We start from the raw sequence: 13665 nt of genomic DNA on the forward strand, positions 1-13665 counted from the left end.
AGTACCGCCGGCCACGGCAGCCACACCGGGACCTCGTTCGGAGGTGCACTCATCAAGCGCTGTCGCCGTACCCGTTCACGTCGAAAGTCCTTCTCATCCCCCATGCCCACCACAGTGCCACCGCGCCCACCTCGGCGGTCCGGCCCTACTCGGCGGGGACTCGGTAGCTCAAGTCCGTGGCCGTCATCCGCTCGGGATGGATCCGAAGCCAGACGGCGCCTCGTCCGGCGGGGCCTGCGCTGAGGTAGTCGCGGAACCGTGTGTCCCAGAGGCTTTCGTCGGGGCCGAGGTAGCGGGTGAGTTTCCGGCGTCCTCGAGTGACGTCGAAGGGCACGATTTCGCCGCGGCCGCGGGCGACCACCTGCCGGACCAGGCCCGAGGTCACGTCGCAGACGTCGACGGTGAGCGCCACCCGGGCGTCCGCCGCGACATGTGCGGCCAGCCGGGACCAGGGGCCGGTCAGGATCCAGAAAGCTCTCTCCTCCCACAGGAACCAGGTGGGACGCACAGTCGGGCCTGAGGTGGCGACACGGGCCGTCAACGGCGCCTGCAGGAACTCATCGACGTCGAAGTCCATGAGCGCCATCGTCAGTCCTGCACTCGGCTTGAGGTCAAGGGTGACGTGACCCCCCGCGGGCGGGCACGTGGTGCAGGATCGCGTTCTCTGGTCGAGAGCTGATTCGACCCGGGCGTGGTAAACGGGAGGAGTATCCCCCTCGAAGGGCCTAGCGTCGGGTCATGGCAGCAGGCATGTCGCACGCCGATCGCGCCCTCGCGGAAGGCTTCGGGGTCTCGGCATCGGCCTACGACCGACACCGTCCCCTCTACCCCGTCGAGCTGTTCGACGAACTCGTCGCCCTCTGTCCAGAGCGCGTCCTCGACGTCGGCTGCGGAACCGGTCGCGTGGCTGCACCGCTGCTCCAGCGTGGGTTGGACGTTCTCGGGGTGGAGCCCGATGTCCAGATGGCCTCCGTCGCCCGTGCCCGCGGCGTTGAGGTCGAGATCGGGACCTTCGAGCAGTGGGACGACGCCGGTCGCCGTTTCGACCTGGTCACCTGCGGTGCCGCGTGGCACTGGATCGACCCGCATCGAGGCGCTCGCAAAGCGGCGACCGTGCTCGCTCCCGGCGGGACGCTCGCGCGGTTCCTGACCCACCGAATCCTGGACGACGAGCCGCTCGCGGCGCTCGACGCCGTCTACCGCGCCCACGCACCCGAGACGTGCTCCGACGGTCGCCCGCCCTCGTGGCTCCACGACGACGACGCCGTGGTAGCAGACCCCGCTTTCGCCCGGGTCCGGTCACACACCCTCAACGGCGCATGGATCTATTCTGCGGACGAGTGGCTCGGGCTGGTGACGACACTCAGCGACCACATCGCGCTCGGCCCGCGGCGGCTCAACCGCCTCGTGGACGCCCTGAGGGGCGTCATCGACGACGATCTCGGCGGCTCGTTGCACGTCACCTCGCGCACCCACGTCGTGCTGGCCACCCGCCTGTAGACCCGGGCCACGGAGTTCGCGGGAGCGCCCCACCTCATACACGAGTGTGCGGTCCGGATCCTGTTGCCAGGACGTGACGGATCGCGTCGAGGACGACATCAGAGCGCTCCCAGATGAGGCCGGAGTGTCCAGCGTCGTCGACACGGCGCAGCTCGGCCCGCGGCATGGACGCCACAAAATCAGCGAAGCAGCGGTGCTTGGCTTGAGCTGACTCCCACGACCCGGCCTTGATCTCAGGGGTATGAAGCTCGTCGGTGAACGCGTCGGAGCCCATCGCAGAGAGCACAACAAGCGGGACGTCAGGGTCTGGTCCCGCAGCGCGCGCGATGCCTGCGGCGTGTCCCGTCCGGAACCCGACTGATGCAGCAGCATCGCGCCACCTTGCCGGTGTGGCCGCTCCGGCCCGTCCGGCTCGGTACCCGCTGATGGCCAGCGCCGGCCGCCCGCGGGGGGTCAGTCGCCAGAGGCTGGCGGCACGGAGCAAGATCGTGCTGGCTGCGGCGGAGGGCTTGTCGAACACCGAGATCGCCGCTCGACTGGGGGTGTCGCGGCCGACCGTGACGACCTGGCGGTCGCGCTTGGCCGAGCACCGCTTGGGCGGGTTGGTCGACGAGCCGCGGCGGGGCGGCCGCACGGTCACCGACGAGCAGGTCGAACGGCTGATCACCGAGACCCTGGAATCCGCCCCGAAGGACGCGACGCACTGGTCGACCCGCTCGATCGCCGCCCACCTGGGGATGTCGCAGTCCACGGTGTCGCGGGTGTGGCGGACGTTCGGGCTGGCCCCCCACAAGGTCGGCACCTGGAAGCTGTCCAAGGACCCGCTGTTCGTCGACAAGGTCCGCGACGTGTTCGGGCTCTACCTGGACCCGCCCGAACGCCCGCTGGTGCTGTGCGTGGATGAGAAGACCCAGATCTAGGCCCTGGACCGCACCCAGCCGGTGTTCCCGATGCTGCCCGGCGCTCCGGCAAGGGCCAGCCACGACTACGTCCCGCACGGCACCTCGCCTGTTCTCGACGCATCCGGCATCGGAAAGCTGGTGTGGCGACACGCCGTGCCGGTGCGGCCGCTCGGGGTGGTGGTTGATCTCAGGGTGTCCGCGCCGACTGGCACTCCTGGTCGACCGAGGAGCTTGTCAGGACGGCGGCCGTCCCAGCGCCGATGGCAGGGCCGTAGACATTGACCGGGTTCGGAAGGATCAGGGCGAGGAACATCCCGAGAAGCACCAGCACCGCCCGTGGGAGGACCTCGTCGAGCCACCAGTTCGGCCGGGCTCGCCGCCGACGGGCTGAGATCGTGGGGGCAGCTGCTCGCGGGGCCGGGTCGGGGGTGAGCTGCGGCCACGAGCTCACCGAGGGATTCCCGCGCGTCGTGCGAGCGCGCGATCTCGGCGGGATCGGAGAGGGCGTAGCCGGAAGCGGTGGACGGGGACTGTCACCGCGGGGTGCGGTCGGCGCGCTCGAGCAGCTCGTCGGCCATCTGCAGGCGGTTGTCGTATGAAGCACAGGTCGACCTTGTGCCGGGCCGCCCACGCGCAGATCTTGGGTGTCTTGTTCGCCGACAGGGTGTGGCGGACGTTCGGGCTGGCCCCCACAAGGTCGACACCTGGAAGCTGTCCAAGGACCCGCTGTTCGTCGACAAGGTCCGCGACGCTGATCCTCGTTGCAGTGGTGTTCGCCGCACTCGGCACCGTCGTTCTTCTCCTCTGAGATCACGGGCTTCATGCCGGCTCGAGGGTCACACGAAAGCACCTGGGGTCGGGCGTGCCGAGGGCTTCACTCGGTCATCAGGGGCCACACTCCTTGATCGGTGTTACGCCGTTCCTCGTTTTACAGTCCCGTCCGCCGAGCCGGGGGTGCGCTCCAGCTGGATGGCAGGGTCGTCCTGGCCGCCGATGCCTCGGTCGCTCGAGCCCGGGGTGGAGCCCACTCCGGGGAAGGCGGTGAATCCGAAGCGGACGTTCCCGGCGGCGATGGTGTGCCCTGGGTGGGGGCCCGTGCCGAGGTCGGAGGTGTCGGCCCGGACGATGCCGGCCGCGTCCACGGCGTAGAGCTGGGCCAGCAGGCGAGCGAGTACGGCTGGCGCCTCGCGCGGGGCGGTGTCCATCTGAGCGAGGGTGCGGTGCAGCGGGCCGCTGCGCCAACCGGCCGGGTCGCCGCTGCCGACCGGAGTGGCCACCACCGCGTCGAGCAGCCAGCGGGCGGGCTTGCCGGCGATCTCCGGGGTCTGGTGCACGGTGATCTCGGTGATCTGATCGGCACGGACCAGGCTTCCGTCGAGCAGTTGAAGCCACACATGCGACACGGTCATGTTCCTCTCCCTCGAGCTTGCTCGTCGTGGGCGAAGTAGGGGCGAAGTAGGGATGCCCGGGAGCTGGAGATCCAGGCGCAGGCACCCCCTCTCAGCATTGGCCCTGGGAGGCTTGATCTCGGCCATCAGCGTGCATACAGCGGAGCGCGCCGACGACGTGCCACCCGTGTCAGACCGAATCCGGGCGAGCGGACGCATGCCGAGCGTCAGCACGGGGACCAGCCCACCCACTGCCAACGGCTTAGCGGGCCGACCAGCCGGAGGCGCTGAAGAGTTGATACGGGTGCGGGGACCCGTCGCGACCTGTCCCCGCACCCGTATGCGCCCCCACGACCAGTCCAACACCGAGCCGCCACGGGCCCTAGCTGATCCCTCGGACCGCGTTGTCTGCGCAACCGGCTTCCCGCCAGGGACCGGGCCGAGGTCACCGCACAGCCCCCGGGGGAGATCAGGCCTCGATGGCCTGTTGGTCGGAGCCGGTGGAGATCGCGATGGTGCGGGGTTTGGCCTTCTCGGCCACCGGGATCCGCAGCGTCAGCACGCCGTCGTGGTAGTCGGCGTGGATGTGCTCGGTGTCAAGGCCCTCGCCGAGGAACACCTGCCGGGAGAACACGCCCAGCGGCCGCTCGCTGATCTGCATTTGCACCTCGTCGGCGGCGGTGGGCCGACGCTCGGCTTTGACGGTGAGCACGTTGCGCTCCACGGTCAGCTCGACGGCTTCCGTAGCCACACCGGGCAGATCGAACTCCAGAACGTAGGTGTCACCGTGCCGGTAGGCATCCATCGGCAGCGGCGCCGGACGCGACCACGTCCCGGACGCAGCGCCGAAGGCCTGACGGGCCAACCGGTCCAGCTCACCGAACGGATCGACACGCATCAGCATCGCAGGCGCACTCCTTCCCTGAGCTCCAGGCCGGTGCGGTGCCCACCGGACCTGATCGTCACTGACGACACCCATAACATACACTCCTTACTTCAGTATTCCGCAACTAGGGATCACAAGTTTGGCTTCGTGTGCGGCGCACGGCATGTGGAGCTGTGGTTCAAGGCAGTGAAGCAAGAGTCGCGGTTGCGCACCGTGTCGCTCAGGGGAGCGGTGCCGCCCGGCGAGGGGAAGGTGACAGCCATGGCGGTGGATGTTGTGCAGTTCGCGCCTAACCGCCCCGAGGACGCGACGACGTCGGCCCTGTGATCACCTTCCCGACGTTGTCGGCCGCCCTACAGACGCTGTGACCGCCGCACTGATCACTCGCGAAGCCGGTCCTCGGGGGGTGCCTTCGGCCGTTCCCGGGGGCTGCGCCGTACCTGGGGCTGCGCCGTTCCCGGGGGCTGCGCCGTCCCCGGGAGCACAGCTGGGGGCCGGTGTCGTTCCTTGGGCCAGCGCGGGGGAGAGGACGCAGGTGAGCGTCAGCGGCCCTGCAGTCTTCGTGTTCTGTCCCGCCGGCATCGGTGAGGGGCAGGACCTGCTCGCCGCGGCGTGCGCGCCCGCTGCTGCCCCTCCCAGCACGATCATGGTGATCGACGTGCACAGACTGCGAGGCATCAGCGCCGAAGCGCTGTCCGTCTTGAGTGCCCGGGGACCTTGCCCGATGTGCGATCGACCGCGCCGCCACCGTTGCGCTCGTCGTCGCTCCCGGCCCGTCGAAGCTGGGGAGGAGGCCAGCAGGCCTTGGAGCGCGCGGCTCATGCACCGAGCTGACGCTTCCGAGCAGCAGCAGTCTCGACCAGGTCTCGAGCAGTACCGCCCGGGCACGCCTGAGGTGCTGCATTTCTGCACGCACCGCGACTCCGGTTGCATCGCCTCCTGTGTGCGCCTCCTCGGACACTGGGCGCAGTTCTACTGCAGCGAAGGATCCTGCCGAGCTCGGCCGGCGCCCGGCCCGGGGCGCTGCGCGGTGCTCCCCGCACCTGAGGGTCCCGCCGGGAAGTGCTCTTCCATCCGCCGCATGCAGCGAGCGCGCAGTCGACCGATCCTTGGAGCTGAACCCGGTCACGCCGGCAACGGTGCCCATCCCTTCCGCAGCGTCACCGCGGTCCCACGTCGCGGTCGCTTGGCTGCCGCGCGAGCCCACATCGAGAGGCCACCGGAGACCAGAGCAGGCCTACTAGAACTTCAAGAGACACTTGACAGAATCTCCATCAAACGATAGAGATAAGGGCGCGAGATGCGGTACATGACCTGGTGTCGAAAGTTGACGTTGCCGGGGAGTGAATCGACGATGCCGAACACTAGCCACGCGTCGGTGACCAGCGAGTTCGTCGAGCTGGTCTGCGCGGACCAGGCCTGGGTACGCGCGGAGTTCGACGCGATCATGGCCGCGAACTTCGGGAGCTCCCGAGGCCTCCCGGCGGGCTCACCCCCAGGACGTTTCCTCCAGCCCCGACCTGACTCCGGGCCCTTCTGGCCGCGTCGCGGCCTCCGTCGAACCCGCGTCTCCCGAACTGGGGCGGCCCGCTCGGCGCAGGTGGTGCCGGCGGTGCGGGGTGGGAGTCGGCAACGTTCCCCTCCGATGCCCAGCCCTGTTCTGCGATCAGGAGAGCAAGCAGCACGGAAGACAGGTGATGCGACGGTAGATACGTCTGAAGCCCGGTGCCGTCTGGTGGGCGTTGTCCGTGCGGAGCACCTAGATCTCATCCACGCCCACGGACCCTGGCAGCACAGACCTGACAGCGGTCCTTGGCCCTGCGTCTCGTGACGCGTCGCCGGTGGCCCGCACTGGAGAGCGTTGTCCAGAGCATCGGCAACGGCCTGACAACAAGGCCTGACACTGATCGGCGTCCGTCGGTTCCGGCCCCGCCGCCGTAGGTGCGGCGGGGCCGGGATCGCGGACTCGTCACGAGCGATTGCGCCATGTCAGGAAGAACGTCAGGAAGGACTCTGAAACGTCAGGAAGGACTCTGAGCTGGGTGTTCGAGCCCCTCGGAGACGGCTCAGTCGCCTTCGGCCGACGGTCCGCCGGAGGCGGCTGGTGGGAACCACGCAGAAGGAGGCGTGCGATGCTGATGAGGACCGACCCGTTCCGGGAGCTGGACCGACTGACCCAGCAGTTGCTCGGGGGCAACGGCACCGCAACCCGGCCGACAATGATGCCGATGGACGCCTACCGCTCCGGCGACGAGTACGTGGTGCAGCTCGACCTGCCCGGCGTCGCGCCCGACTCGATCGAGCTGGACGTAGAGCGCAACGTGCTCACCGTCAAGGCCGAACGCACCCCAGACTACGACGAGGGCGCCGAGGTGCAGGTGTCCGAACGCCCCCGCGGGGTGTTCTCCCGGCAGCTGCTCCTGGGCGAAACACTCGACCCGGACAACATCACCGCACACTACGACGCCGGTGTGCTGACACTGCGGATCCCGATCGTCGAGCAGGCCAAGCCTCGCAAGATCACCATCAGCGGCGGGAACGAGGCCCAGCAGATCAACGCCTGAGAACGCCGACCGAGCCCGACCCCGCCGACCCAACCCGCCGCCTGCCCCACCCAGGCGGTCCCCGACCGCCCGGGTGGGATCGCGCGGCACGGTCAGGCCCATCGAGCCGACAGAGACACCACGCCGGCAGAGACATGACGAGAGGACGAATCGCGCGAAAGGACCCAGCGATGAGCAGCAGCCGGGGACCAGCCACCATCGCGACCGCGTTGTCCGCTGCGGTCCGTCACATTCGGCGTGTCGTGCGCGCCGCTGATCCGGCCCGGCCGGCTTCGTTGGCGCTTCTGCGCAACACCGGCTGGCAGCTGATCCAACTGACCGGCGAGCTGACCGACCTGGCCGCACTGCTGGCCGAACACACCAGCGGCCACCTCGCGCATGCCGAGCAGGTGTACCAGGCCGACGGTCAACCCGGCATCCCGCCGCTGACCCGTGCCAGCCGTGACCTGGCAGATCTGCGGCAGGCACTCGATGCCGCCTCCACCGCCGCCCGTGACTTCTACTCCGCGATCAGCCAGCTCAGCCCGGCCGAACCCCACGCCGTCACGCCCTGACCCCGCAACTCCGATGAACACCGGACGATCTGACCCGCTCGACGCCTACACCGTACTGGGGCTGGGCCCTGACGCCACCGCTGCGGAGATCACCGCGGCCTACCGACGGACCGTGCGGGACTGACACCCCGCCGCGCCGCACCCCGACCGCGACCGGCGCACCGCCGTGATCACCGCCTACCGGCGCTGGCGCGCCGAGCACGCCCAACAGCCCGCCGAACCCCAGCGCCGCCCCGAGCCTCGCCCCGATCCACACCTCGCCGGCGGCCACGAGATCCCGGTGCGAGTTCGCCGGCACACCCCACCACCGCCAGCCGATCTGCGTGTTGGTCCCGTCCGCTATCACCCGGTCGTTGAAATCCACTGAGGGTCGCCACCCTGCCGTCCGGGGGTATCACCGGGGCCGCCGGGCGCGTGGCGCGGCGCCGCTCAGCGTCTGCCCTTCATGCCGAGCGACTCCCGGTCCTCCTGCGGTCAGGCGCCGCCAAGGCCTCACCGGGCGGCAGGCCGTCCGGTGTCGTTACCCGCGCACTCACCCGGACCTCGACGCGCTCCAGACCGGCTGTGGCTGCGCTCGCCCGCGACCGACTGAAGGATTTGATCCGATCCAGAAAGGGTTCTAGGCTCGTGGACGTGACGTCCGGTTTCGAGGCGGAGCTTCGGTCGGTGTCATTGCGAGTGACCCGACCGCGGTTGGCCGTGCTTGCCGCGCTGCGCGACCATCCCCACATCGACACCGAAGCGGTGGTCTCGCTGGTACGGGCCGATCTGCCGACGGTGTCGCGCCAGGCGGTCTACGACGTGCTGCGGGCGCTCACCGACACCGGTCTGGTACGCCGCTTCCAACCCGCCGGCACCACCGCCCGCTACGAGTGCCGGGTGGGCGACAACCACCAGCACGTCGTGTGCCGCTCGTGCGGTGCGATCGCCGACGTCGACTGCGCGATCGGACGGGCCCCATGTCTCACCGCCTCCGAAGACCACGGCTTCGTGATCGATGAGGCGGAGGTCGTCTACTGGGGCGTGTGCCCCGGCTGCTCGACCGCCCACACCCCGGAGGAATCGCAAGCTCGGAAGGCCAAATAGATGAGTGACACCCAGAACAACGTCCCCTCCAGCGCGCAGGCCGTGGACGAGAAGGCGGCGGCCGGCTGCCCGGTCGCGCACGACTCGGTGACTTCCCACGGCAGCGAGAGCGAGAACCCGGCGATCGACTCGCCGGCGCCGAAGGCGTCGGGCCGGCCACACACCAACCGGGACTGGTGGCCCAACCAGCTCGACCTGTCGGTGCTGCGCGCCCACTCCTCAAAGAGCAACCCACTGGGGGAGAGCTTCGACTACGCCAAGGAGTTCGCCCAGCTCGATGTCGACGCGCTCAAGCGCGACATCGAGGAGGTGCTCACCACCCCGCAGGACTGGTGGCCCGCCGACTTCGGCCACTACGGCGGCCTGATGATCAGGATGAGCTGGCACGCCGCGGGCACCTACCGCATCCATGACGGTCGCGGCGGAGCCGGCGACGGCGCCCAGCGGTTCGCACCGCTCAACAGCTGGCCCGACAACGCCAACCTCGACAAGGCGCGTCGGCTGCTGTGGCCGGTCAAGCAGAAGTACGGCCAGAAGATCTCCTGGGCCGACCTGCTCGTGTTCGCCGGCAACGTGGCCCTGGAGTCGATGGGCTTCAAGACCTTCGGCTTCGGGTTCGGCCGGGAGGACACCTGGGAGCCCGAGGAGATCTTCTGGGGCCCGGAGGACGACTGGCTCGGCGACGAACGCTACCTCACCGACACCGAGATGGTGCCCGAGCTCGGCGCGACCGAGATGGGCCTGATCTACGTCAACCCCGAAGGGCCCCACGGCAGCGCCGACTTCCGGGCGGCCGCGCACTTCATCCGGGAGACCTTCTCCCGGATGGCGATGAACGACGAGGAGACCGTCGCGCTGATCGCCGGTGGCCACACCTTCGGCAAGACCCACGGCGCCGGTGTCGCCGATGACCACGTCGGCCCCGAACCCGAGGCCGCCCCGCTGGAGGCCCAAGGCCTGGGTTGGCTGAGCACCCACGGCAGCGGGAAGGGCCCCGACACCATCACCAGCGGGCTGGAGGTCACCTGGACCGACCGGCCGACCCAGTGGAGCAACCGCTTCTTCGAGATCCTCTTCGGCTACGAGTGGGAGCTGACCACCAGCCCCGGCGGCGCCAAGCAGTACGTCGCCAAGGACGCCCCGGAGATCATCCCGGACCCGTACGACCCGAACAAGAAGCACAAGCCGACGATGCTCACCACGGACCTGGCGCTGCGCTTCGACCCGGTCTACGAGAAGATCTCACGGCGCTTCCTGGACGACCCCGACGAGTTCGCGCTCGCCTTCGCCAAGGCCTGGTACAAGCTGCTGCACCGCGACATGGGCCCGACCAGCCGCTTCCTGGGTCCGTGGGTCCCCGAACCCCAGCTGTGGCAGGACCCGGTGCCGGCCCTCGCCCACGAGCTCGTGGGCGAGGCCGACATCGCCGCCCTGAAGGCGAAGGTCCTCGAATCCGGTCTCACGACCGCCCAGCTGGTCACCACTGCCTGGGCGTCGGCGGCGAGCTTCCGCTCCACCGACAAGCGCGGCGGCGCCAACGGGGCGCGGCTGCGTCTGGAGCCACAGCGCAGCTGGGAGGTCAACCAGCCCGAGCAGCTCGCGCCGGTCCTGCAGACGCTCGAAGCCATCCAGCGGGAGTTCAACTCCGGCGGTGGGGCCAAGATCTCCCTCGGCGATCTGATCGTGCTGGCCGGCTCGGCCGCCGTCGAGAAGGCCGCCCGCGACGCCGGCATCGAGGTGAGCGTGCCGTTTCACCCCGGCCGCACGGACGCCACCCAGGAGCAGACCGACGTGGAGTCGTTTAGGGTGCTCGAGCCGCGCGCCGACGGGTTCCGCAACTACCTGCGCCCGGGCGAGAAGCTCCAGCCGGAGGTGCTGCTCGTCGACCGCGCCTACATGCTCGACCTGACCCCGCCCGAGATGACCGTGCTCGTCGGCGGGCTGCGCGCCCTCGGAGCAACCCACGGCGGCACCCGCCACGGTTTGCTCACCGACCGGCCCGGTGTGCTCACCAACGACTTTTTCACCAACCTGCTCGCGCCCGGTACCCGGTGGAAGGCGTCGCCGGCCGAGGAGAACGTCTACGAGATCCGCGACGCGGCCACCGACGAGCTGAAGTGGACCGCCACCGCGGTCGACCTCATCTTTGGCTCCAACTCCGAGTTGCGCGCCCTCGCCGAGGTCTACGCCAGCCAGGACGCCCGCGAGAGGTTCGTGGCCGACTTCGTCAAGGCCTGGACCAAGGTCATGGAACTCGACCGGTTCGACCTCGCCTGATCCGCCTCGCCGTCGCCGAGCCGGCAGAGCCCGGCTGTGCCGCACCTGCGGCCGGCCGGGCCTGCAAGTTCCCGATCTCGCTCAACTCCCAGGACCCAAGCAGGTCCTGGGACAAGCAGGCGCCGTGAAGCGGTGCGGCCGCCCAGTGACGGCCGGGCAGGGGCGCCTCGGGACGGCCCCGCTCGGGGGGCAATGCCTGCCGTCGCCCCGCCGATCTCGGATGGCTTTTGATACGCCGGGATCCGAGACCGAATGCCATCTCGGCAGCCGCAAGGTGGTCGCCTCACCCCTCTGCCGGGCGCTGACCGCTCACGACGTCACCGCTCGCAGCGCAAAGTGCGCGGAGAAGCGCGCAGACATGACGATCGCCCGGCATGTCGCCCCATCCAGTACCGGCGCTCGGCTGACACCACGTGAGAGCTACACGCCGTGGCCTTGCCTGCCTCTCGTGATTTGCGCAGTGGCAGGACATGACGACCACCCTGATGGAACGCTGCATACCGAAGATTCGCCGCCGCGGCATCGAGGTGGTCGACCATTGCGGCGAGCCGGTCGCGCTGGTCCTCAGGCAGCTCGAGGGCGATGAGGTGCAGGGCCAGCCCGGCGGAACACCCGGGCGAGTCCAGCGTCGAGCAGGTCATCGAAGGTGTCCATGGGCGCTGGTCGCGCTCGGCTCTGTCAAGCTCAGCTCGCCACTGCTGCGTCGCGGAAAGGACCTGGTCTGAAGGGGCATGACCGTGCTCGGCAACTGCGCGCGGCCTGTCGGCCTCCGCCGGGCGGGGGCAGGCCCCGGTCGGCACCTGCCGATCGGCCCATCAGGCCGCACGGCAGTGTGCCGAACTTCAAATCGGCGCGCCGTCAGAACACACGCGCTGGCAGCCGCCAGGTCTGACCTTCCGCTGCGTACCGCGAGCCAGTCCAGATCGCGGGAGGCACAGATGAATACGGGCCCCCGTCGACGGTGTTCCACCGACCCAGCTCGCCCTGAGGTCAAGGCTGGACGGGAACGAGGCCGGACGGGGGAGGGGCTGGAGAACCGGACGGAAGGGCGAGCGGAAGTGCCGGCCGTCCTCATCCGCGATGTCGCCTCGTGGTCCTGGCAACTCCGCCATCAGCCGGGTACCAGAAGTTGGCCGGGGTTGTCGTGCTCGTAGGAGGGCTCTGCGCCCGTCTCACCGAGGGTGCGGTGAGACGGGCGCCGGTGAGACGGGCGCGGAGCCTCGGCTTAGGGCGTGATCTGCTCAGGGGCTGATCAGGCGACCCGCAGCCGGTTCGGTGTGAAGTGTCGCCCGGCAGGGCGCAGGATCCTGGCGGTGACGCCGCCCAGCCATCCCAGCAGGCCGATGCCGAGCGCGATCAGCCCCCACACCGGTCCGGCCAGCGGCCACCCGAGGACGGTGTCGACGCTGTAGATGCCCGGGCCGGTGAAGGCCAGGGCAAGTGCGGCGCCGGCGAGGGCCAGTGGGTACTCGTAGCCGCCGTTGGTGTTCCACAGCCCGTGCTGTCGGTGCACCACCCATGCGGCGTTGGCGAGCACGGCGATCACCACACCGGCTGCGAGCGGGGTGGCGAACCCGAGAGCCAGGGCGAGCCCGCCGAGCAGCTCAGACGCCCCCAGCAGCACGGCGAACCTCCGTGCGGGGTGCCAGCCCAGCGACTGGAGGAACCCGGCGGTTCCGTCGAGGCCGTGGCCGTCGAACCAGCCGAACAACTTCTGGGCCCCGTGTCCGGCCATGAGCAACCCCACCACCGCGCGCAGCAGCACAAGACCGATCTCCATGAACCGGTCACCTCCTCTCCCTACCCGTCAGAAAGCCTCGTTCAAGACACGCGTCCGAGTTCCGCGTTCAGGACGCGGTAGGGGCTGGCAGGGCCGCGCCCGCCAGCCCCGCGACCGTTCAGCCTGCTCAGCTGGTGAGCTGCCGGTGGTCGTCCCCGGCCTGGATCTCGATCTTGCGGGGCTTCGCCTGCGCTGCGATCGGGATCCTCAGCGTGAGCACACCGCTGTCGTAGTGCGCCTCGATGTGCTCGGTGTCGAGGGTCTCGCCCAGGAACAACTGCCGCGAGTACACCCCGTAGGGGCGCTCGGCCACGACCGACTCGGCCCCCTCCTCGATGGCCTGGTGCCGCTCGGCCTTGACGGTGAGCACGTTGCGCTCGACCGACAGGTCGATCGAGGCGGGCTCAACGCCGGGCAGGTCGAACTGCACCACGAACTGCTCGCCGGCCCGGTAGGCGTCCATCGGCATCGCGACCGGGCGCGTGTGGTTGCCCTGCTGGCCGAACACCTGCTGGGCCCACCGGTCCAACTCACGGAACGGATCAGTACGCATCAGCATCGCTGTTCACCTCCACCAGTGACCTGCAGCAACTTCCCGTGCTGCCTGCGGGCGGGTGCTGTCCCGCCGGCCACAACTTTAAACCATCGACGCAAGTTTTCTCATCCCGCGAGTGGAAGATATTTTGGCGGGTTCGGGCCGCTCCGCGGGCATTGACGGACCTACCCAC

General features: G+C 69.4%; 13 protein-coding genes and 1 pseudogene. 7 read left to right on the forward strand and 7 right to left on the reverse strand.

Annotated features, from left to right (window positions below):
- Positions 1 to 145: 145 nt before the first annotated feature.
- Positions 146 to 577, reverse strand: a complete 432-nt coding sequence (locus ACL02T_RS19530) for a pyridoxamine 5'-phosphate oxidase family protein (protein WP_412832147.1) — start codon at positions 575 to 577, stop codon at positions 146 to 148.
- Positions 578 to 738: 161 nt separating this feature from the next.
- Between ACL02T_RS19530 and ACL02T_RS19535 the strand changes: the two genes are divergently transcribed.
- Complete coding sequence (locus ACL02T_RS19535; protein WP_412832148.1) at positions 739 to 1500, forward strand: class I SAM-dependent methyltransferase; 762 nt, start codon at positions 739 to 741, stop codon at positions 1498 to 1500.
- Positions 1501 to 1534: 34 nt separating this feature from the next.
- Here the strand turns inward: ACL02T_RS19535 and ACL02T_RS19540 are convergent, their stop codons facing one another.
- The gene (locus tag ACL02T_RS19540; RefSeq protein ID WP_412832149.1) at positions 1535 to 1774 is read right to left on the reverse strand and encodes a hypothetical protein; all 240 of its coding nucleotides are present in this window, start codon (positions 1772 to 1774) and stop codon (positions 1535 to 1537) included.
- Between the two features lie 187 nt (positions 1775 to 1961).
- Here ACL02T_RS19540 and ACL02T_RS19545 point away from each other — a divergent pair.
- Positions 1962 to 2543, forward strand: a pseudogene (locus ACL02T_RS19545) (IS630 family transposase); the annotation flags it as partial.
- A gap of 770 nt (positions 2544 to 3313) precedes the next feature.
- Here ACL02T_RS19545 and ACL02T_RS19550 read toward each other — a convergent pair.
- The 3 genes from ACL02T_RS19550 to ACL02T_RS19560 all read right to left on the reverse strand — a co-directional run bounded on the left by ACL02T_RS19550 (position 3314) and on the right by ACL02T_RS19560 (position 6125).
- Complete coding sequence (locus tag ACL02T_RS19550) at positions 3314 to 3811, reverse strand: hypothetical protein (protein ID WP_412832185.1); 498 nt, start codon at positions 3809 to 3811, stop codon at positions 3314 to 3316.
- A 448-nt stretch (positions 3812 to 4259) separates the two neighbouring features.
- A complete protein-coding gene (locus ACL02T_RS19555; RefSeq protein ID WP_412832150.1) occupies positions 4260 to 4694 on the reverse strand; it encodes an Hsp20/alpha crystallin family protein in 435 nt (144 codons plus the stop codon).
- Positions 4695 to 5924: 1230 nt separating this feature from the next.
- Positions 5925 to 6125: a hypothetical protein gene (locus ACL02T_RS19560; RefSeq protein ID WP_412832151.1), complete on the reverse strand. Its 201-nt coding sequence runs from the start codon at positions 6123 to 6125 to the stop codon at positions 5925 to 5927.
- Between the two features lie 683 nt (positions 6126 to 6808).
- Here ACL02T_RS19560 and ACL02T_RS19565 point away from each other — a divergent pair.
- The 5 genes from ACL02T_RS19565 (at position 6809) to ACL02T_RS19585 (ending at position 11882) form a co-directional block, all read left to right on the forward strand.
- The gene (locus ACL02T_RS19565) at positions 6809 to 7240 is read left to right on the forward strand and encodes an Hsp20/alpha crystallin family protein (protein ID WP_412832152.1); all 432 of its coding nucleotides are present in this window, start codon (positions 6809 to 6811) and stop codon (positions 7238 to 7240) included.
- Positions 7241 to 7410: 170 nt separating this feature from the next.
- On the forward strand, positions 7411 to 7794 hold the full coding sequence (locus ACL02T_RS19570) for a hypothetical protein (RefSeq protein WP_412832153.1): 384 nt from the start codon (positions 7411 to 7413) through the stop codon (positions 7792 to 7794).
- 633 nt (positions 7795 to 8427) lie between these two features.
- Positions 8428 to 8880, forward strand: coding sequence for a Fur family transcriptional regulator (locus ACL02T_RS19575; protein ID WP_412832154.1), 453 nt, complete (start codon positions 8428 to 8430; stop codon positions 8878 to 8880).
- Complete coding sequence (gene katG, locus ACL02T_RS19580) at positions 8881 to 11157, forward strand: catalase/peroxidase HPI (RefSeq protein WP_412832155.1); 2277 nt, start codon at positions 8881 to 8883, stop codon at positions 11155 to 11157.
- 470 nt (positions 11158 to 11627) lie between these two features.
- Complete coding sequence (locus ACL02T_RS19585) at positions 11628 to 11882, forward strand: hypothetical protein (protein WP_412832156.1); 255 nt, start codon at positions 11628 to 11630, stop codon at positions 11880 to 11882.
- 527 nt (positions 11883 to 12409) lie between these two features.
- Here ACL02T_RS19585 and ACL02T_RS19590 read toward each other — a convergent pair.
- Positions 12410 to 12937, reverse strand: a complete 528-nt coding sequence (locus tag ACL02T_RS19590; protein ID WP_412832157.1) for a DoxX family protein — start codon at positions 12935 to 12937, stop codon at positions 12410 to 12412.
- Between the two features lie 127 nt (positions 12938 to 13064).
- Positions 13065 to 13496, reverse strand: coding sequence for an Hsp20/alpha crystallin family protein (locus tag ACL02T_RS19595; RefSeq protein ID WP_412832158.1), 432 nt, complete (start codon positions 13494 to 13496; stop codon positions 13065 to 13067).
- Positions 13497 to 13665 lie beyond the last annotated feature (169 nt).

Origin of the sequence: Pseudonocardia oceanicola, assembly GCF_047200735.1 — a bacterium.
Lineage (GTDB): Bacteria > Actinomycetota > Actinomycetes > Mycobacteriales > Pseudonocardiaceae > Pseudonocardia.

What these genes read in the sequence shown, in the direction of transcription:
- ACL02T_RS19530 (WP_412832147.1), bottom strand. Translation starts at nt 577, where the DNA reads ATGGACTTCGACGTCGATGAGTTCCTGCAGGCGCCGTTGACGGCCCGT.
- ACL02T_RS19535 (WP_412832148.1), top strand. Translation starts at nt 739, where the DNA reads ATGGCAGCAGGCATGTCGCACGCCGATCGCGCCCTCGCGGAAGGCTTC.
- ACL02T_RS19540 (WP_412832149.1), bottom strand. Translation starts at nt 1,774, where the DNA reads ATGGGCTCCGACGCGTTCACCGACGAGCTTCATACCCCTGAGATCAAG.
- ACL02T_RS19550 (WP_412832185.1), bottom strand. Translation starts at nt 3,811, where the DNA reads ATGACCGTGTCGCATGTGTGGCTTCAACTGCTCGACGGAAGCCTGGTC.
- ACL02T_RS19555 (WP_412832150.1), bottom strand. Translation starts at nt 4,694, where the DNA reads ATGCTGATGCGTGTCGATCCGTTCGGTGAGCTGGACCGGTTGGCCCGT.
- ACL02T_RS19560 (WP_412832151.1), bottom strand. Translation starts at nt 6,125, where the DNA reads ATGATCGCGTCGAACTCCGCGCGTACCCAGGCCTGGTCCGCGCAGACC.
- ACL02T_RS19565 (WP_412832152.1), top strand. Translation starts at nt 6,809, where the DNA reads ATGCTGATGAGGACCGACCCGTTCCGGGAGCTGGACCGACTGACCCAG.
- ACL02T_RS19570 (WP_412832153.1), top strand. Translation starts at nt 7,411, where the DNA reads ATGAGCAGCAGCCGGGGACCAGCCACCATCGCGACCGCGTTGTCCGCT.
- katG (WP_412832155.1), top strand. Translation starts at nt 8,881, where the DNA reads ATGAGTGACACCCAGAACAACGTCCCCTCCAGCGCGCAGGCCGTGGAC.
- ACL02T_RS19585 (WP_412832156.1), top strand. Translation starts at nt 11,628, where the DNA reads ATGACGACCACCCTGATGGAACGCTGCATACCGAAGATTCGCCGCCGC.
- ACL02T_RS19590 (WP_412832157.1), bottom strand. Translation starts at nt 12,937, where the DNA reads ATGGAGATCGGTCTTGTGCTGCTGCGCGCGGTGGTGGGGTTGCTCATG.
- ACL02T_RS19595 (WP_412832158.1), bottom strand. Translation starts at nt 13,496, where the DNA reads ATGCTGATGCGTACTGATCCGTTCCGTGAGTTGGACCGGTGGGCCCAG.